Source organism: Pantoea sp. X-Soil-ISGK-421 (assembly GCF_059730785.1).
Genome location: NZ_AP035979.1, coordinates 2679275 through 2697618, shown reverse-complemented (window position 1 = coordinate 2697618; position 18344 = coordinate 2679275). Strand labels below are relative to the sequence as shown.

Here is an 18344-nt window from a genome sequence, read left to right as displayed (position 1 = left end):
ATAATTGATAATTATTATCACCTGCACTATTGTGGCTGCCGTTATTATTTCGACACGTAATGGGTAGAACAATGCGTACCACGGATGCCACGTTGCTGGCGGAAAACGGCCCCGAAACCGATACCATGACACGTTATCGTCAGGTACTGCGCCAGCGACTGTTGTTGATTGGCGTGCTGGTGCTGGCGATACTGGCCTCAGTGATTCTTGATTTCACGCTCGGCCCGGCTGGGCTCTCCCTCGATACCTTATGGCAAACGCTCACGCATCCCGATGCGGTCGATGCGGGCACGCGCGTCATCGTCTGGGATATCCGTTTACCTTACGCATTAATGGCAGTGGTGGTGGGCTTCTCCCTCGGTCTTGCCGGGGCAGAGATGCAAACCATTCTGAATAATCCGCTCGCCAGCCCGTTTACGCTCGGCGTCTCGTCGGCGGCGGCCTTCGGCGCGGCGCTGGCAATCGTACTCGGTATCGGCATTCCTGGCGTGCCGGATCAGTGGTTTATCTCCGCCAACGCGTTTGTATTCGCGTTGTTCGCCGCCTTGATGCTGGATGGCGTGACGCGCTGGACCAAAGTTTCAACCTCTGGCGTGGTGCTGTTTGGTATCGCGCTGGTGTTCACCTTCAACGCGCTGGTATCGATGATGCAGTTCATCGCCAGCGAAGATACCCTGCAAGGTTTAGTATTCTGGACCATGGGCAGCCTCGCGCGCGCTTCGTGGGAAAAGCTCGGCGTATTAACCGCCGCCTTTGCCATCCTGATTCCCATCTCAATGCTCAGCAGTTGGAAACTGACCGCACTGCGCCTCGGCGAAGATCGCGCCGTGAGCTTTGGTATCGATGTGCGCCGTCTGCGCCTGGCGACGCTGCTGCGCATCAGCATTCTCTCTGCACTGGCGGTGGCGTTTGTCGGACCGATTGGCTTTATTGGTCTGGTCGCGCCGCACATTGCGCGCATGATGTTTGGTGAAGATCACCGCTATTACCTGCCAGCCAGTGCACTGGTCGGTGCGCTGGTGCTGTCGCTGGCGTCAGTGGCATCGAAAAACCTGATTCCCGGCGTGATCATTCCGGTGGGGATTGTAACTTCGCTGGTGGGCGTGCCGTTCTTCCTCAGCATTATTCTGCGTCATCGGGGGACGGTGTAATGGAGCAGGGATTACGTCTGAGTCATTTCAGCGCCGGTTATCCGAAACGTAAGGTCATCGACGATCTGAACGTGCCGCAACTGCCGCAGGGCAAAATCACCGTGTTGCTTGGACCTAACGGTTGCGGCAAATCGACGCTATTGCGCGCGCTGGCCGGACTGGGCAAAGGGCAGGGCGAGCTGTGGTTAAACGGTGAAGAACTGATGAGCCAGCCGTTTGGCCGCCGGGCGCAGCGCGTGGTTTATCTGCCACAAAGTTTGCCAGCGGGCGTGCATCTGCACGTGCTGGAATCGATTATCGTGGCGCAGCGCGCGTCAGGTGGCTTGCACAGCGCCGCAAGTGAAGCAGAAATCATGCATCTGCTCGAGCAGCTCGGCATCGCGCATTTAGCCATGCGCTATCTCGATCAGCTGTCGGGCGGGCAGAAGCAGTTAGTTGGCCTGGCGCAATCGCTGATTCGTCGTCCGGAACTGCTGCTGCTGGATGAACCGCTCAGCGCGTTAGACCTCAATTACCAGTTCCACGTGATGGATCTTGTGCGTCGCGAAACCCGGCTGCGCAATATCGTCACGGTGGTGGTGGTGCACGATATCAACATCGCGCTGCGGCATGCTGATCATGCGCTGATGCTGAAGGATGGCAATCTGCTGGCTGACGGCGAGCCGTCGCAGGTGATTACGCCAGAGACGCTGGCGCAAGTGTATGGCGTGCGGGGTCGTATTGAACACTGCTCACGCGGCATGCCGCAGGTGATGATCGATGGATTGGCGGAGACGCTGGTTTAGGTAAGGTGCACGTTGTCCTGCCTTATAAGGTGCACGCTGTCCCCCATCCCGGCCTCCCCCATTTATGGGGGAGGACCGAGGAGGGGGACAGCCAGCACAATCCAGCCCAGTTACACCAACAAATGCTTCGCGTGGAAGCGCAGATGGTCTTCCACGAAGCTGGCGATAAAGAAGTAGCTGTGGTCATAACCCGGCTGAATACGTAACTCCAGCGGGAAACCTTGTTCACGCGCCACCACTTCCAGACGTTCTGGACGCAGCTGATCGGCGAGGAACTGATCGCTATCTCCTTGATCAATCAGAATCGGCAGGCGCTGTTCTGCGTCACGCATTAACAGGCAGCTATCCCATTCCCGCCATGTCTGACGATCGTCTCCCAAATAGGCTGCAAACGCTTTCTGGCCCCATGGCACTTCGGTGGGATTGACGATGGGCGCGAAGGCGGAAGCAGATGCAAAACGCCCGCCGAGACGCAGTGCCAGCACCAGCGCGCCGTGTCCGCCCATCGAATGCCCCATTACCGACTGACGATCGCTCAGCTTAAAGTTATCCGCCACCAGCGCTGGCAGCTCTGCGCTGAGGTAGTCGAACATGCGGAAGTTCGCCGCCCACGGCTGCTGGGTGGCGTTGAGGTAGAAACCGGCGCCCTGACCGAGATCGTAACCGCTATCGTTGGCGACATCATCCCCGCGTGGACTGGTGTCGGGCATGATTAACACCAAGCCTAACTCAGCGGCGACGCGCTGCGCACCGGCTTTGGTGGTGAAGTTCTCATCGCTGCAGGTCAGCCCGGCGAGGAACCACACCACCGGCGGCGCTGCGTCATTCTGCGGCGGCGGCAGAAAAATGCTGAAAGTCATTGGGCAGTTCAACACCTCTGACTGATGACGCCAGCGCTGTTGCCAGCCACCAAAGATGCGATGCTCTTCTAACAGCTCCAAAGTGGAAGCCATAACGTCTCCTGATTACTTAGTAAAATGCACTACCGTACGGATTGATTTCCCTTCATGCATCAAATCAAAGGCGTCGTTAATCTCTTCCAGCGGCAGGTTGTGGGTGATGAAATCGTTCAGCGCAAACTTACCGTCGAGGTAATCCTGCACGATGCCCGGCAACTGTGAACGGCCTTTAACACCCCCAAAAGCAGAACCACGCCAGACGCGACCGGTGACCAGCTGGAATGGACGCGTAGAAATCTCCTGGCCCGCGCCAGCAACGCCAATAATTACCGATTCGCCCCAACCTTTGTGGCAGCACTCCAGCGCCGAACGCATCACGTTGACGTTACCGATGCACTCAAAGGAGAAATCGACGCCGCCGTCGGTCAGTTCAACAATCACATCCTGAATCGGCTTATCGTGATCTTTCGGGTTAATCAGATCGGTCGCTCCCAATTTGCGCGCCAGATCGAATTTGCTGGTGTTGAGATCGATACCGATGATGCGACCCGCTTTCGCCATTTTCGCGCCGATAATCGCGGACAAGCCAATGCCGCCCAGACCGAAGATCGCCACGGTATCGCCTTCTTTCACTTTCGCGGTGTTCATCACGGCGCCCATGCCGGTAGTGACGCCACAGCCCAGCAGGCACACTTCTTCCAGTGGCGCTTCCTTGCTGATTACCGCCAGTGAGATTTCCGGCACCACGGTGTATTCAGAGAAGGTTGAGGTGCCCATGTAGTGGAAAATCGGCTTGCCGTCTTTAAAGAAGCGAGTCGTGCCGTCAGGCATCAAACCTTTGCCCTGGGTGGCGCGAATCGCCTGACACAGGTTGGTTTTGCCGGAGAGACAGAACTTACACTTGCCACATTCTGGCGTGTAAAGCGGAATCACGTGGTCGCCCACGGCCACACTGGTCACGCCTTCACCGACCGCTTCCACCACGCCACCGCCTTCATGGCCGAGGATCGCCGGGAATACGCCTTCAGGATCCTGTCCAGACAAGGTGTAAGCATCGGTATGGCACACGCCGGTGGCCACGATGCGCACCAGTACTTCACCTTTTTGCGGTGGCATCAGATCCACTTCTTCGATTTTCAGCGGTTCGCCAGCTGCCCAGGCAACGGCGGCGCGGGTTTTAATCATGTTCATGCAATCCCTCTTCCTGTAGATGCGGGCCAGTGGCCCCGATGGTCGTGATATCGATAAAAAGAAACTCACTCGGTCACGTGCAGCGGATGCCGTAATTCATCGTTAACCGGGCGATCGTCAAACAATTCAATAATCAAATACTTCAGCGCTTCCACGTTGGGGGTGAACGCATCGCGGCGCCATATCAGCCAGGTGGCGGTATCGCGGTAAGCGGGCGGTAACGCATGTTCCTGCACGCGCGCGCGCGCGGGCATCTGCGCCAGCACCGAGGCAGGAATCATCGCCACCCCCGCGCCACCCGCTACGCACGCCACCATTGCGTGATAGGACTGAATCTCCATCACGCTGCTCGGCGCGGTTTGGCTTTCACGATACCAGGCTTCCAGTTTGGTGCGGTAAGAACAACTGTTGCGGAAGGCAAACAGTGTGTCGCCTTGCACATCGCGTGCGCTGGCAATTGGCGCGTGTTCCGGACTGGTGATCAGCACCATCTGCTCGTTAAAAGCGATGCAACCATTAAGATCGTCGTGCGCCACCGGGCCATCCACCAGCGCGGCCGCCAGCGTGCCTTCGCGTACCTTGTCGATGATCTCGCCAGAAGTGTTAGTGATCAGCGACAGCTCAACTGCCGGGAAACGCTGATGATACGCCGCCAAAAGCGCTGGCAGACGCGTCGCCGCGGTGCTCTCCATCGAGCCGAGCGCGAAATTGCCGCCGGGTTCACCAGCGCGCGCCATATTTAACGCTTCATCGCTCAGTGCCAGAATCCGTTGCGCATAGTTAAGAAAATTATGGCCCATCGGCGACAAGCGAATGCGTTGCTTCTCACGAATAAACAGATCAACGCCAATTTCATCTTCCAGCTGACGCAGACGCGTGGTGAGATTGGACGGTACACGATGGAGTAGCTCGGCGGCACGGGCCAGCGAACCGGATTCGGCCACGGAGCAAAACATGCGGAGCTGTACTAAATCCATATTCTCTTCTCGTAAACAACTTGGTTAGTATTATTCACTTTCCGTGAGTCTAAACGTCATGCATGCTAGTGACAAGTGATAAAACATCCTGAGGTCGGTATGGCGTTTCGTGTCGCGCTTAGCGCGTTCTTAAGTTTAGTGGTTGCGATGGGGATTGGGCGATTTGCTTTCACGCCGCAGGTTCCGCTGATGATTCACGACCATCAATTGACGCTCACCAGCGCCAGTCTGGTGGCCGCATTCAATTATCTTGGTTATCTGTTTGGCTCTTTTGATGCGATGCGGGCGCGCAAACGCGTGGAATGGCGCTTACAGGCGGGCGTGTGGGGCGCGGTGGTATTAACGCTACTCTCGGCGTGCGTCAGCGGTCCGTGGCTACACGGCCTGATTCGTTTCCTGATCGGTTGGGCCAGCGGCTGGGCAATGGTATTGCTGGCGGCCTGGGCGAGCGAACAACTGCACCATCATGGGCGTCCGGGCCTGCTGGCCGCCGTGTTTGCCGGTCCGGGCACCGGAATTTTTATCAGCGGCATGCTGGCCGTGGCGCTGCATGCCAGCGGCGTCAGCGCAGCGTTTGCCTGGGCGGCTTATGGTTTGCTGGCGCTGTTATTGATTGCAGCCATTGCGCGTTTCCTGCCGCGTACCGGCCAACTGCACCGGCCCAATCAAGCCGCTGCGCCGCTGGTGCTGAATGGCGATCTTAAACGGTTGGTGCTGAGCTATAGCCTTGCCGGATTTGGTTACATTCTGCCCGCCACCTTTATGTCGCAAATGGCGGCGGCGCGTTTTCCAGACAGCGCATTTGCTCAGTTTGTCTGGCCAGTATTTGGTGGTGCGGCGGTGATTGGGATTGTGTTAGGCATCCTGACGCGCCATTGGGGCAGCAGCCATGCGCGTCTGGCAATGGTACTGTGGGCGCAAGCGCTGGGCGTTATCGCCGCGATTGTCCTGCCGGGTTTGAATGGTCTCATGCTTGGCGCAGTACTGATTGGCGGCGGCTTCCTGTGTGTGGTGCAGCTGGCGCTGCAATATGGTCGCGAGCTGGCACCACAGCACGCGCGTTATTTAGCCGGCTTGCTCACCACGGGTTATGCGGTCGGACAGCTCGGCGGGCCGCTGCTGTCGTGGATTTCCAGTATGCTGTGGCATCGACTGGAACCTGCGCTGTGGGTGGCGGGTGCCAGCTTAATCCTTGCGGGGATGCTGGTTCTACGCCGTCACCCGCGATGAACAGCTTTCACTTTCTATCGGAATGATTGCTGGATTAAGGGCGCGGAGTATTTCACAATACGCGCTCAGAATTTCCCCCGTGGGTTTAGACCTGCGGGCGCATCACCTGCCGGAGAAGAGTAAGATGAGCACCTTAAGTCAGGAAGCCGCCCTGGTTCACGAAGCGCTGTTGGCGCGTGGTCTGGAAACGCCATTACGCGCCCCGGTGCGTGAGATGGATGACGCAGCACGTAAGCGTGAAATCGCCGGTCATATGACCCAAATCATGCAGTTGCTGAACCTGGATCTGGAAGATGACAGCCTGATGGAAACGCCGCACCGCATCGCCAAGATGTATGTGGATGAAATTTTCTCAGGTCTCGATTACGCCAACTTTCCAAAGATCACCGTCATCGAAAACAAGATGAAAGTGGATGAGATGGTAACCGTGCGTGATATCACGCTGACCAGCACCTGCGAACACCACTTTGTCATTATCGATGGCAAAGCCACCGTCGCTTATATCCCGAAAGAGAAAGTGATTGGTCTGTCGAAAATCAACCGTATTGTGCAGTTCTTTGCCCAGCGTCCGCAGGTGCAAGAACGCCTGACGCAGCAAGTGCTGGTAGCATTGCAAACGCTGCTGGGTACCACTAACGTTGCCGTCTCAATTGATGCGGTGCACTACTGTGTGAAAGCGCGTGGCGTAAAAGATGCCACCAGCGCCACCACCACCACCTCGCTGGGTGGCTTGTTCAAATCCAGCCAGAACACGCGTCAGGAGTTCCTGCGCGCGGTTCGCCACAGCTAATATTTGGGCGACAGTTCGTCGCCCGATTTCCTCTCTCCTGCAGGGCACTCGATGCAACGCTATCTCGCGCTGGATTTTATTCGTGGTTGCGCCATTCTCGGCATCTTGCTGCTGAATATCGTTGGTTTTGCGTTGCCGTCGGCGGCCTATCTCAATCCGGCGTGGCGAGGGGAAGCTTCAACCTCCGATGCCTGGACATGGGCGATCATGGATGGTTTGGCACAGCTTAAATTCCTCACGCTGTTTGCCTTGCTGTTTGGTGCTGGCCTTTACATGCAGGCGCCACGCGGCAGCCGCTGGATGTCGGCACGGTTGACGCTGCTGGTGCTGCTCGGTTTCATTCACGGCATCTTTTTCTGGGAAGGCGACATCCTGCTGGATTACGGTCTGATAGGGCTGATTATCTGGCGCATGCTGCGTGATGTACCGTCTGACCGCGCGCTGTTACAAACCGGCGCATTACTCTATTTAGTCGGCTGCGCGGTGCTGCTGATATTCGGCGCGGTCTCCAGCCCGAACCCAACGCGTTCCTGGTTGCCGGGCGCGGCCGACCTGCAATATGAAAGCTACTGGAAATTGCTCGGCGGCTGGGAAGCGGTGCAGAATCGGCTCGATCACTTGTCATCGGGCTTGATGGCGCTGGCGTCACAATATGGCTGGCAGCTGGCGGGTTTGATGTTGATTGGTGCGGCATTAATGCGCAGCGGCTGGCTTAGCGGTAAATTCAGCGTGCAACACTATCGCCGTTCGGCGGCGCTGTTGCTGACCATTGGCTGGCTGATCGCCATTCCTGGCATCGCCGCACAGTGGATGATTGGCTGGGAATTCCGCTGGACCGGCTTCTTCCTGCAGGTGCCGCGCGATCTTGCCAGCCCGTTTATCAGCCTTGGCTATGCCGCACTTTGCCTGGGATTCTGGCCGCACATTGCGGCAACGCGTTTCAGTTATGCCATTCAATGCGTTGGCCGCATGGCATTGAGCAATTACCTGTTACAAACGCTGATTTGCACCACGCTGTTCTACCGCTTTGACCTTTTCCTCAAGTTTGATCGCCTACAGCTGCTGGCCTTTGTACCGGCTATCTGGCTGATCAATATCCTGTTTTCCGTGCTGTGGCTACGCGTCTTCCCGCAGGGGCCAATGGAGTGGCTATGGCGTAAACTGACGCGTCTTGCCGCCGGAAAATCGGTCCCATCCTCTTAACTCAGATAATGATGTTCATCACAAAGGTTGCAGAATTGTATGTAACCGTTTTCATTGCTGTGACGTGATTCACGTAGTCGTTCCCGATGCCCTGACAGAATAGCGCCGTTACGCGCTTGTCGCGCATTTTCAGCCTCTGTGGAACAGCTGCATGATAACGATTCGTGATGTCGCCCGTCAGGCCGGTGTGTCAGTAGCCACCGTGTCGCGTGTGCTCAATAACAGCAGTGCAGTCACCGCCGATACCCGTGATGCCGTGCTGGCAGCGGTTGACGCGCTAGGCTATCGCCCGAACGCCAACGCGCAGGCGCTGGCGACACAAATCAGCGACACCATCGGCGTGGTGGTGATGGATGTCTCCGATCCCTTCTTTGGCGCGTTGGTGAAAGCGGTCGATACCGTGGCGCAGCGCGTGCATAAACATGTGTTAATCAGCAACTCCTGGCATCAGGAAGAGAAAGAACGTCACGCAATTGAGGTGCTGATACGTCAACGGTGTAACGCATTGGTGGTACACGCGAAAACGCTTTCAGACGCAGAATTGACCCAGTTTATGGATCATGTTCCCGGTATGGTACTGATTAATCGTACAATTCCGGGTTACGAGCATCGCTGTGTCTGCCTTGATAACGTCACCGGTGCGCAAGTTGCTACGCGCATGTTGTTACAACAAGGTCATCAACGCATCGGCTTTCTTAGCTCCAGTCATCCGATTGAGGATGTGTCACAACGGCGCGAAGGCTGGCTGCAGGCCTTGTCAGAGCAGGGCATTCGCCCGCAGGAGTCATGGATTGCCCAGGCTGAACCTGATATGCAAGGCGGCGAAGCAGCGATGGTGGAACTGCTTGGCCGTAACTTACATTTAACAGCCGTATTTTCTTACAATGACGGCATGGCAGCGGGTGCGTTGACGGCGTTAAAAGATAACGGCATCCAGGTTCCGCAGCATTTCTCTGTCATTGGCTTTGATGATATTCCCATCTCACGTTACACCGATCCTCAGCTAACCACGGTGCGCTATCCTATTGTTTCTATGGCGAAACTCGCCACTGAGCTGGCGCTAAAAGGTGCGGCAGGCGAGCTGGATCAGCTGGCTACACACTGCTTTATGCCGACGCTGGTACGGCGCCATTCTGTTGCCCAACGGCAAATTGTGGAGTCGGTCACTAATTCAGGCGATAGCTCAGTGTAACCGTTTCCAATCTGTGATTGCATTCACAGTTAATTAACATGCCGCTCACTATGATGGCAGCGTCTTACCGGACTGAAACATCATGTAACGCCGTGAACCCCTTCTCCCGGCAGGTTTCAGTAGCCGATTGAAATAGTTCACAACACTCTTCAGGAAGCGTTTACCTACAGGGAAGTCAGGATTGCGATGGTGGCCCGGCTTTGCGTTACGCGTCCGCCCATTATCAGGTTACAACCGACGGCGCTGGTTGCCTCAGGCAACACGGCGCAATGAAATGCCCTACATAAAAACCGGAGATACCATGAATAAGAAGGTTTTCACGCTCACAGCACTGGTTGCCAGCATGATGTTTGGTGCAACTGCGCACGCCGCCGATACCCGCATTGGCGTGACCATTTATAAATACGATGACAACTTTATGTCGATGGTGCGTAAGGACATTGAGAAAGAAGCGAAATCATTGGGCGGCATTCAGTTGCTGATGAATGACTCGCAGAACGACCAGTCCAAGCAGAACGACCAGATCGACGTGCTGATGGCGAAAGGCGTAAAAGCGTTGGCCATCAACCTGGTGGATCCGGCTGCTGCGGCAGTGGTGATTGATAAAGCGCGTGGCAACGACGTGCCAGTGGTGTTCTTCAACAAAGAGCCAAATGCCAAAGTGCTGGCGAGCTATCCGAAAGCCTACTACGTCGGTACCGACTCTAAAGAGTCAGGCATTATCCAGGGTCAGCTGATTGAGAAACACTGGAAAGCGACGCCCGCATGGGATCTGAACAAAGATGGTCAGATTCAGTTCGTGCTGCTGAAAGGTGAGCCAGGCCATCCAGATGCCGAAGCGCGTACCAAATACGTGATTGATACCCTGAACAAAGACGGTCTGAAAACGCAGCAGCTGGCGATGGATACCGCGATGTGGGACACCGCTCAGGCAAAAGACAAAGTTGACGCCTGGCTCTCTGGCCCGAACGCCAACAAAATCGAAGTGATCATCGCCAACAACGATGCAATGGCGATGGGCGCGGTTGAAGCGCTGAAAGCGCATAACAAAACCAGCATTCCGGTGTTTGGTGTCGATGCACTGCCAGAAGCACTGGCGCTGGTGAAATCGGGCGCACTGGCCGGTACCGTGTTGAACGATGCGGAAAACCAGGCGAAAGCGACGCTGGATATCGCGAAAAACCTGGCGGATGGCAAAGAGCCAACTGCAGGAACCAACTTCAAGATGGAAAACAAAATCGTACGTGTTCCTTACGTACCAGTAGATAAAGAAAATCTGTCACAGTTCGTGAAGTAATTCATCCTGGGCGCGGCACTTCGCCGCGCCTTATTGCATCTGACCAACGCTTTATTTAGCCAGGTAAATTATGGCCAGTGAGAATCCGACCACACAGCGTGAATATCTGCTGGAGATGACGAATGTCTCGAAATCATTTCCAGGGGTTAAAGCCTTAGATAATGTGAATTTAAAAGTGCGGCCGCACTCCGTTCATGCATTAATGGGAGAAAACGGCGCCGGGAAATCTACATTATTAAAATGTCTGTTTGGGATTTATAAAAAGGATACGGGGAGCATCCTGTTTCAGGGTGAAGAGATTGATTATAAGAGCTCCAAAGAGGCGCTGGAAAATGGCGTTTCAATGGTGCATCAGGAATTAAACCTGGTTCTGCAGCGTAACGTCATGGATAACATGTGGCTGGGCCGTTATCCGCGTAAAGGCGTGTTTGTCGATCAGGATAAAATGTATCGCGATACTAAAGCGATCTTTGATGAATTAGATATTGATATCGATCCACGCGATAAAGTGGCGACCTTATCTGTTTCTCAAATGCAGATGATTGAAATAGCCAAAGCGTTCTCCTATGACGCCAAAATCGTCATCATGGATGAGCCGACCTCATCGCTGACTGAAAAAGAAGTGAATCATCTGTTCACGATTATTCGTAAGCTGAAAGATCGTGGCTGCGGGATTGTGTATATCTCGCATAAGATGGAAGAGATTTTCCAGCTGTGTGATGAGATTACCATCTTGCGCGACGGACAGTGGATCGCGACCCAGCCGCTGGAAGGGCTGGACATGGATAAAATCATCTCCATGATGGTTGGCCGTTCATTGAACCAGCGCTTCCCAGACAAAACCAACGTGCCGGGCGAAGTGATTCTTGAGGTGCGTCACTTAACCTCGCTGCGTCAGCCGTCGATTCGCGATATCTCATTTGATCTGCACAAAGGTGAGATTCTGGGTATTGCGGGATTGGTGGGCGCGAAGCGTACTGACATCGTCGAAACGCTGTTTGGCATTCGCGAAAAGTCGGGCGGCACCATTAAGCTGCACGGGAAAAATATTAATAACCACAGCGCCAATGAAGCCATTAACCACGGTTTCGCGCTGGTGACGGAAGAGCGTCGTTCCACCGGTATTTATGCTTATCTGGATATAGGTTTTAACTCGCTTATCTCCAATATTAAAAAGTATAAGTCCAGTATGGGCCTGCTCGATAATAAACGTATGAAGAGCGATACCCAGTGGGTCATTGATTCGATGCGCGTGAAAACGCCGGGTCATCATACTCAAATTGGTTCGCTTTCCGGTGGTAACCAACAGAAAGTGATTATTGGTCGCTGGTTATTAACGCAGCCGGAAATATTGATGCTTGATGAACCGACGCGTGGGATAGATGTAGGCGCGAAATTCGAAATCTACCAACTTATTGCTGAGTTGGCGAAGAAAGAGAAGGGCATCATTATTATCTCTTCTGAAATGCCAGAACTGTTGGGTATTACCGATCGTATTTTAGTGATGAGTAATGGCCAGGTAGCAGGCATTGTTGATACCAAAACGACCTCGCAGAATGAAATCCTGCGTTTAGCGTCATTACACCTTTAATGAAGCAAGGGCTTTAACATGAAAGCGACTACTAAAAAGAATGCGCTAACCTGGTTAAAAGAGGGCGGCATTTACGTTGTCCTGTTTGTACTGCTGGCAATTATTATTTTCCAGGATCCAACGTTCTTAAGTTTAATGAACCTCAGTAACATTCTGACCCAATCTTCGGTGCGTATTATTATCGCGCTGGGCGTGGCGGGTCTGATTGTCACCCAGGGTACAGACCTTTCGGCAGGTCGTCAGGTGGGCTTAGCGGCGGTGGTTGCAGCGACGCTGCTGCAGGCAATGGATAACGCTAACAAGGTGTTCCCGCATCTGGATACCGTGCCAATTCCGCTTGTTATCCTGACCGTGTGCATCATCGGCGGCGTGATTGGTCTGGTGAACGGCGTGATCATTGCTTACCTCAAGGTAACGCCATTTATCACCACACTGGGCACCATGATTATCGTTTACGGTATCAACTCACTCTATTACGATTTTGTGGGCGCATCGCCGATTGCCGGTTTCGATCCTGGTTTCTCCAAATTTGCCCAAGGCTTCCTGCGTTTCGGTGATTTCAAACTGTCGTTTATTACCTTCTACGCCGTCATTGCCATCGTATTTGTTTGGGTACTGTGGAATAAAACCCGTTTCGGTCGAAACATCTTTGCTATCGGTGGTAACCCGGAAGCGGCGAAAGTGTCCGGTGTAAACGTACCGTTCAACCTGATTCTGGTGTATGCACTGTCTGGTGTGTTCTATGCGTTCGGCGGCATGCTGGAAGCGGGCCGTATCGGCAGCGCCACCAACAACCTTGGCTTTATGTATGAGCTGGATGCGATTGCAGCGTGCGTGGTCGGCGGCGTGTCGTTTGCCGGTGGCGTGGGTTCTGTGGCGGGCGTGGTGACCGGTGTGATCATCTTTACGGTGATCAACTACGGTTTGACCTACATCGGCGTCAACCCTTACTGGCAGTACATCATCAAAGGCGGCATCATCATCTTCGCTGTGGCGCTGGATTCATTGAAATACGCGCGTAAGAAGTAATAAACAGCCGCAAAAAAAGGGTCGCATGCTTGCGACCCTTTTTATTTCTGCAGTTTCTCTTCCAGTTCCAAAAGCTGCTCTGGTGTCACCGCCGGATAACTCTGGGCATCTTCCGGCACTTCATGCACCGCAGGAATCGGCACTAACGGGCCGAGGAAACGCGGCTCGCGCTTCATCAAATACAAATCCGCCAGCGCGCCTAAACGCGCACCCACTTCGCGAAAACGCACCGACAACATGTTTTTCGGCGATGGCACCGCATAACACTGTGCCTGTATACCCAAATGCTGGGCGATATACAGCGCGCGTTCACAGTGGAAGCGCTGGGTAATGATGATGAAATCATTGGTATCGAATACTTTGCGCGTGCGTACAATCGAGTCCAGCGTGCGGAAACCGGCATAATCCAGCACGATGTCCGACGGCGCAACGCCCGCTTTAATCAAATCGCGGCGCATGGTCATCGGTTCGTTATAGCTTTGCTGCGCATTATCCCCGCTCAGCAGCAGGTAATTCACCTTGCCACTGTTGTACGCGTTCAACGCGCCTTGAATGCGATAGAGGTAATACTGATTGATTACACCTGTGCGGTAATACTTCGCCGTGCCCAAGACCACGCCGACCTGACGATGCGGCAGCGAGGTGACATCTTCGTAAATAAAGGGCGCGGTTTTCCAACTGATCCAGCGATCGAGGCCGAGCGCGGTCGCTACCATCAGTAAGATGATGAAAAACAGACCAAAGAAAACGCGTTTAATCATGCGCGCGGGCACTCGGTTGGCAGAATTCAGAATGGATAAAGGCTACTTGAGGCGAGCGAGGGAAGCAAGCTAAGGGCAATTATGCGCTGGATTTTTAAGCATGGCCGGATCTACCGGCATACTTCAAGCTACAGGTGCGTTGGCTGCGTGCATTCACCCCAGTCACTTACTTAAGTAAGCTCCCGGGGATGAACCCACTTGCCGCCTTCCTGCAGCTCGAATTATTTAGGGTAGGTGAATCAGATCGAAGTACGACGATAGTGACGATACTGCGGCAGCCAGAAGTTGTTGCTGACGGCTTTCGACAACACATCTTCAGAAGTGACCACCGCCACGCCAGCCAGTTGGGCCGCTTTGCCCACTTCGATGGCAATCAGTTTTGAAACACCCTGAATGTCTTTGATTTCCGGCAGAACCGGGCCTTCGCCATCGTTCACCAGCGGCGAGCAGTCGGCCAGGGCACGGCTGGCCGTCATCAGCATCGAATCTGTTACGCGACTCGCGCCTGCAGCGATGACACCCAAACCAATGCCAGGGAAGATATACGAGTTGTTGCACTGGGCGATCGGATAGGTTTTCCCCTTCCAGGTCACCGGCGAGAACGGGCTGCCGGTGGCAACCAGCGCGGCACCATCGGTCCAGGCGATGATATCAGCTGGCGTCGCTTCAACGCGTGAAGTCGGGTTCGACAGCGGCATAACGATTGGACGCTTGGTGTGCTTGTGCATCTCGCGAATAATCTCTTCGGTGAACAGGCCAGGTTGACCTGATACGCCAATCAGAATATCCGGCTTGGCGTTGCGCACCACGTCGAGCAGAGAAATTGAGTCGCTACTGGTGTCCCAATCTTTTAAGTTTTCGCTCTTCTGCACCAGCTTGCTCTGGAAATTGAGCAGGTTCGGCAGTTTGTCGGTCAGCAGACCAAATCGGTCCACCATCATCACGCGGCCACGCGCTTCATCATCGCTCAACCCTTCCGACTTCATCTGCGCGATGATCTGCTCGGCGATACCGCAACCGGCAGAACCGGCACCGAGGAACACCACTTTCTGTTCGCACAGGCGGCTGCCGGCGGCGCGGCTAGCGGCGATCAGGGTGCCGACGGTCACCGCGGCGGTGCCTTGAATATCATCATTGAAGCAGCAAATCTCATCGCGATAACGTTCCAGCAGCGGCATGGCGTTTTTCTGCGCGAAGTCCTCGAACTGCAACAGCACGTTCGGCCAGCGACGGTTCACTGCCTGGATGAACTCGTTAACGAACGCTTCGTACTCATCGCCGGTAATACGCGGATGACGCCAGCCCATGTAGAGCGGGTCGTTCAGCAGCTGCTGGTTGTTGGTGCCGACATCCAGCACCACTGGCAGGGTGTAAGCCGGGCTGATGCCACCACACGCGGTATACAACGACAGTTTACCGATTGGGATGCCCATGCCACCGATGCCTAAGTCGCCGAGGCCAAGAATACGCTCGCCATCGGTAACTACGATCACTTTCACATTCTGCTTGGTGGCATTCTGCAGCATGTCTTCAATACGGTCGCGGTTGTTGTAAGAGATGAACACGCCGCGCGCGCGACGGTAGATTTCTGAGAAGTGTTCACACGCCGCGCCAACTGTTGGGGTATAGATGATCGGCATCATCTCTTCCAGATGATTGTCGAGCAGGCGGTAGAACAGGGTTTCGTTGGTATCCTGGATGTTGCGCAGATAGACATGCTTGTCGTTATTGTTTTTGAAATCCAGGAACTGGCGCCAGGCACGTTCGGCCTGCTCTTCAATGGTCTCTACCGCTTCCGGTAACAGGCCGTTGAGGTTGAATTCGTTACGTTCTTCGAGGGTGAAGGCGCTGCCTTTATTCAACAGCGGAAATTCCAGCAGGATCGGACCCGCATAAGGAATATACAGCGGGCGTTTACTTTCGTAGTCGAGTTCCATGCAGTGCTTGCTCCGGTTGCAGTGTTTTCTGACGTATCGCCGGGAAAAGGTAACGCCAGTCCATCTTGAAGTGAAGAGGTTCTGGCGCCCGATCCTATGAAAATTCCTGCAGATGTACAGCTTTTGTTAACAGAAGGTCACAAAAGCGGTAAAAGGATCACTAAACTGATGTTTTCGAAACTAAAGTAAGTGAGAAATCCTCACATCCCAACGCGGCAAGCGTAGCGCGCGTGGCATCCAGCTGACTCAGCGTACTGCCATGACATTCCGCCAAAACCGCTTGCTGAATAGTGTCCAGCGCTTCGTTGCTCATGTTCATCAAAATCAGTGCGGCTTGTAACGGTGGCAAGCTTGGGTTGAAGGCGGCGTTCTCTGCATAGCGACCGGTAAAGATGCTGCCGCTTTGGCTGCGCAGCGCCACGCCGCTGTAACTTTGACTATAAGGTGCATGACTGTGATTGGCGGCGGCAATGGCGGCCTGTTGCAACGCATCGCCTTCAACAGCAAAACCATGATCGACCGGCGTCAGCAAGCGCTCGGTTATATTCAAATCGGCTGGACCAAACGCATCCGGCAGATAGTCGCCCAGCGTGCTAACGGCGCGTCCCGGCAGGCTGATGCGAATCGCCGTGCCGCTGTTCAGCTCGTTCATAAACTGACGGCAATGTCCGCACGGCGTGTAGTTGACGGTAATCGCCGCCAGTTTCTCTTCTCCGCGCAACCATGCATGGGTAATGGCACTTTGCTCAGCATGGACCGTCTGCTGCAGCGGCGTGTGCAGGAACTCCATGTTGGCGCCGAAGTACCAATGGCCGCTGACGCCGCGCGAAATCGCGCCGACATTAAAATGCGATACGGTTGCCACCGCGCAGCTTGCCGCCAGCGGCAGCAGTTCCAACGCCAGCGCATCATCATCCAGACCGGTAAGCTGTTTCAGTTGTGCGACATCCTGCGGACGCAACACGCCGTGGAAATCCGGCGCATCCATCAGCGGCTGAATCGCCGCTTGCAGCGCGGCGGGCAGGGCGGAAAAAGCAGTAAGGAATCGTGAATGCATGATGTGATGGCCTCAGTTACGCGTTAGCGGCGATGCGCCGCCTGACGTTTTATATGTGATCCAAGTCGCTCTGACAATGTAAGCTGATTGGGTTGTTTCAACTTTGCGAGATCTCTCGCAAGTTTCAGCCCCACCAATGCATTAACAGTGGAAAAAGGAACGGTGCCAGCAACGAGGTGATGATGCCGCAAATGACCAGAGCCAGTGAGCTGAATGCGCCTTCCTGATAATCGATCTCGGCTGCGCGCGCGGTGCCTAATGCGTGTGAGGCATTGCCAATCGCCAATCCGCGCGAAGATTTGTTATTCACCTTAAACAGATTGAGCAGCATATGGCCGAACACTGCGCCCAGCACGCCAGCGATTAACACGCAGATGGCGCTGATGGCGGGAATACCGTGCAGCGATGCGGAGACTGCCATCGCAATCGGCGTAGTGACGGATTTTGGCATAATGGTGGCGGCGATTTCCGGCGTTGCCCCCATCCACAGCGCTATCGCGGTGCCCGACACCATCGCCGTGATGCTGCCGATGAAACAGACGCTGATGATGGTTTTCCAGCGCGCGCGAATCTGATGCATCTGCTCGTACAGCGGCAATGCCAGCGCGACAACCGCCGGTTGCAGCAACTGATTGAGCAGGCTGCTGCCAGCAAAATAGCGCGTATAAGGCAGGTTGGTTAGCAGCAAAATGGGGATGACAATTGCCATCGCCACCAGCAATGGATTGACGATGGAGATATTGATTTTTGCCGCCAGTTTACGCGCCAGGAAATAGGCGAACACGGTCAACGGCAGCGACCACCAGGCATCAATCATGCGGTTTTTCCTCCCGCGGGCGCTGTAATCTTTCCGCACTGAGACCGACAATCAGCAGCACCATAAAGGTACTGACAATGCAGGACACCACAATCGGCCCGAACTGGGCGGTGAGAATATCGGTATAGCTCATCACGCCGACGCTGATCGGAACAAACAGCAGCGCCATATAGCGAATCAGCAAATGGCATCCAGGTTTCACCCATTCAACCGGCAGAATGTGCAGCGCCAGCAGCAGGAACAGCAGCAGCATGCCGATGATGCTGCCGGGAATCGTAATCGGAAGCAGGGAAGATATCCCTATACCGGCGTACAGTGCCGCATAAATAATGGCGAAGGCGCGTACATAGCGCCAACAAGCAGAGAGAACGGCAGGCATGTCAGGCTCCTGTTTTCGTAGCGCTTTATCATACGCATTAAGCCAATAGCGTGCTAGC

General features: G+C 54.7%; 17 protein-coding genes. 9 read left to right on the top strand and 8 right to left on the bottom strand.

The genetic code is table 11. The annotated features are described in order from the left end of the window. The first annotated feature begins 71 nt into the window (after positions 1-71). Both AC6I8K_RS12560 and AC6I8K_RS12555 read left to right on the top strand, forming a co-directional pair. Positions 72-1151, top strand: coding sequence for a FecCD family ABC transporter permease (locus tag AC6I8K_RS12560; RefSeq protein ID WP_064739277.1), 1080 nt, complete (start codon positions 72-74; stop codon positions 1149-1151). Further along, entirely contained in the window at positions 1151-1936 is a 786-nt protein-coding gene (locus AC6I8K_RS12555) for an ABC transporter ATP-binding protein (protein ID WP_497826830.1), read from the top strand. Before AC6I8K_RS12560 ends, AC6I8K_RS12555 begins: the two co-directional genes overlap by 1 nt. A gap of 110 nt (positions 1937-2046) precedes the next feature. Here the strand turns inward: AC6I8K_RS12555 and fghA are convergent, their stop codons facing one another. The 3 genes from fghA to ptrR all read right to left on the bottom strand — a co-directional run bounded on the left by fghA (position 2047) and on the right by ptrR (position 5003). Continuing rightward, the gene (fghA, locus tag AC6I8K_RS12550) at positions 2047-2889 is read right to left on the bottom strand and encodes an S-formylglutathione hydrolase (RefSeq protein WP_483817760.1); all 843 of its coding nucleotides are present in this window, start codon (positions 2887-2889) and stop codon (positions 2047-2049) included. 12 nt (positions 2890-2901) lie between these two features. Beyond that, complete coding sequence (locus AC6I8K_RS12545) at positions 2902-4026, bottom strand: S-(hydroxymethyl)glutathione dehydrogenase/class III alcohol dehydrogenase (protein ID WP_064739274.1); 1125 nt, start codon at positions 4024-4026, stop codon at positions 2902-2904. Between the two features lie 65 nt (positions 4027-4091). Beyond that, complete coding sequence (gene ptrR, locus AC6I8K_RS12540) at positions 4092-5003, bottom strand: putrescine utilization regulator PtrR (RefSeq protein WP_497826829.1); 912 nt, start codon at positions 5001-5003, stop codon at positions 4092-4094. 99 nt (positions 5004-5102) lie between these two features. Here ptrR and AC6I8K_RS12535 point away from each other — a divergent pair, with 99 nt between their 5' ends. The 7 genes from AC6I8K_RS12535 to mglC all read left to right on the top strand — a co-directional run bounded on the left by AC6I8K_RS12535 (position 5103) and on the right by mglC (position 13335). Further along, a complete protein-coding gene (locus tag AC6I8K_RS12535; RefSeq protein ID WP_064739272.1) occupies positions 5103-6233 on the top strand; it encodes a YbfB/YjiJ family MFS transporter in 1131 nt (376 codons plus the stop codon). 124 nt (positions 6234-6357) lie between these two features. Continuing rightward, the gene (gene folE / locus AC6I8K_RS12530; RefSeq protein WP_064739271.1) at positions 6358-7023 is read left to right on the top strand and encodes a GTP cyclohydrolase I FolE; all 666 of its coding nucleotides are present in this window, start codon (positions 6358-6360) and stop codon (positions 7021-7023) included. Between the two features lie 51 nt (positions 7024-7074). Further along, positions 7075-8226 (top strand): DUF418 domain-containing protein YeiB, encoded by a 1152-nt coding sequence (gene yeiB / locus AC6I8K_RS12525; RefSeq protein ID WP_497826828.1) that lies wholly within the window; start codon positions 7075-7077, stop codon positions 8224-8226. 151 nt (positions 8227-8377) lie between these two features. Next, entirely contained in the window at positions 8378-9418 is a 1041-nt protein-coding gene (gene galS, locus AC6I8K_RS12520) for an HTH-type transcriptional regulator GalS (protein WP_497826827.1), read from the top strand. A 301-nt stretch (positions 9419-9719) separates the two neighbouring features. Further along, on the top strand, positions 9720-10715 hold the full coding sequence (gene mglB, locus AC6I8K_RS12515) for a galactose/glucose ABC transporter substrate-binding protein MglB (protein WP_483817757.1): 996 nt from the start codon (positions 9720-9722) through the stop codon (positions 10713-10715). Between the two features lie 70 nt (positions 10716-10785). Then, positions 10786-12306, top strand: a complete 1521-nt coding sequence (gene mglA, locus AC6I8K_RS12510) for a galactose/methyl galactoside ABC transporter ATP-binding protein MglA (protein WP_483817756.1) — start codon at positions 10786-10788, stop codon at positions 12304-12306. A gap of 18 nt (positions 12307-12324) precedes the next feature. After that, positions 12325-13335 (top strand): galactose/methyl galactoside ABC transporter permease MglC, encoded by a 1011-nt coding sequence (gene mglC / locus AC6I8K_RS12505; protein WP_064739266.1) that lies wholly within the window; start codon positions 12325-12327, stop codon positions 13333-13335. A gap of 41 nt (positions 13336-13376) precedes the next feature. Here mglC and sanA read toward each other — a convergent pair whose 3' ends face one another. The 5 genes from sanA to AC6I8K_RS12480 form a co-directional block, all read right to left on the bottom strand. After that, complete coding sequence (gene sanA, locus AC6I8K_RS12500) at positions 13377-14096, bottom strand: outer membrane permeability protein SanA (RefSeq protein ID WP_008104952.1); 720 nt, start codon at positions 14094-14096, stop codon at positions 13377-13379. Positions 14097-14335: 239 nt separating this feature from the next. Continuing rightward, positions 14336-16033 carry an NAD-dependent malic enzyme gene (locus AC6I8K_RS12495; protein WP_497826826.1) on the bottom strand — a complete coding sequence of 566 codons (1698 nt, stop codon included), beginning with the start codon at positions 16031-16033 and terminating at the stop codon, positions 14336-14338. A 160-nt stretch (positions 16034-16193) separates the two neighbouring features. After that, positions 16194-17090, bottom strand: a complete 897-nt coding sequence (gene cdd, locus AC6I8K_RS12490; protein WP_497826825.1) for a cytidine deaminase — start codon at positions 17088-17090, stop codon at positions 16194-16196. 124 nt (positions 17091-17214) lie between these two features. Next, on the bottom strand, positions 17215-17907 hold the full coding sequence (locus AC6I8K_RS12485; RefSeq protein WP_064739263.1) for a CidB/LrgB family autolysis modulator: 693 nt from the start codon (positions 17905-17907) through the stop codon (positions 17215-17217). Next, positions 17900-18286: a CidA/LrgA family protein gene (locus AC6I8K_RS12480; protein ID WP_497826824.1), complete on the bottom strand. Its 387-nt coding sequence runs from the start codon at positions 18284-18286 to the stop codon at positions 17900-17902. Before AC6I8K_RS12480 ends, AC6I8K_RS12485 begins: the two co-directional genes overlap by 8 nt. Between the last annotated feature and the right edge of the window lie 58 nt (positions 18287-18344).

Coding starts and splice junctions, on each gene's coding strand:
- mglC (WP_064739266.1), top strand. CDS start 12,325: ATGAAAGCGACTACTAAAAAGAATGCGCTAACCTGGTTAAAAGAGGGC.
- fghA (WP_483817760.1), bottom strand. CDS start 2,889: ATGGCTTCCACTTTGGAGCTGTTAGAAGAGCATCGCATCTTTGGTGGC.
- AC6I8K_RS12545 (WP_064739274.1), bottom strand. CDS start 4,026: ATGAACATGATTAAAACCCGCGCCGCCGTTGCCTGGGCAGCTGGCGAA.
- mglB (WP_483817757.1), top strand. CDS start 9,720: ATGAATAAGAAGGTTTTCACGCTCACAGCACTGGTTGCCAGCATGATG.
- mglA (WP_483817756.1), top strand. CDS start 10,786: ATGGCCAGTGAGAATCCGACCACACAGCGTGAATATCTGCTGGAGATG.
- cdd (WP_497826825.1), bottom strand. CDS start 17,090: ATGCATTCACGATTCCTTACTGCTTTTTCCGCCCTGCCCGCCGCGCTG.
- sanA (WP_008104952.1), bottom strand. CDS start 14,096: ATGATTAAACGCGTTTTCTTTGGTCTGTTTTTCATCATCTTACTGATG.
- galS (WP_497826827.1), top strand. CDS start 8,378: ATGATAACGATTCGTGATGTCGCCCGTCAGGCCGGTGTGTCAGTAGCC.
- AC6I8K_RS12535 (WP_064739272.1), top strand. CDS start 5,103: ATGGCGTTTCGTGTCGCGCTTAGCGCGTTCTTAAGTTTAGTGGTTGCG.
- AC6I8K_RS12560 (WP_064739277.1), top strand. CDS start 72: ATGCGTACCACGGATGCCACGTTGCTGGCGGAAAACGGCCCCGAAACC.
- AC6I8K_RS12555 (WP_497826830.1), top strand. CDS start 1,151: ATGGAGCAGGGATTACGTCTGAGTCATTTCAGCGCCGGTTATCCGAAA.
- AC6I8K_RS12480 (WP_497826824.1), bottom strand. CDS start 18,286: ATGCCTGCCGTTCTCTCTGCTTGTTGGCGCTATGTACGCGCCTTCGCC.
- yeiB (WP_497826828.1), top strand. CDS start 7,075: ATGCAACGCTATCTCGCGCTGGATTTTATTCGTGGTTGCGCCATTCTC.
- folE (WP_064739271.1), top strand. CDS start 6,358: ATGAGCACCTTAAGTCAGGAAGCCGCCCTGGTTCACGAAGCGCTGTTG.
- AC6I8K_RS12495 (WP_497826826.1), bottom strand. CDS start 16,033: ATGGAACTCGACTACGAAAGTAAACGCCCGCTGTATATTCCTTATGCG.
- AC6I8K_RS12485 (WP_064739263.1), bottom strand. CDS start 17,907: ATGATTGATGCCTGGTGGTCGCTGCCGTTGACCGTGTTCGCCTATTTC.
- ptrR (WP_497826829.1), bottom strand. CDS start 5,003: ATGGATTTAGTACAGCTCCGCATGTTTTGCTCCGTGGCCGAATCCGGT.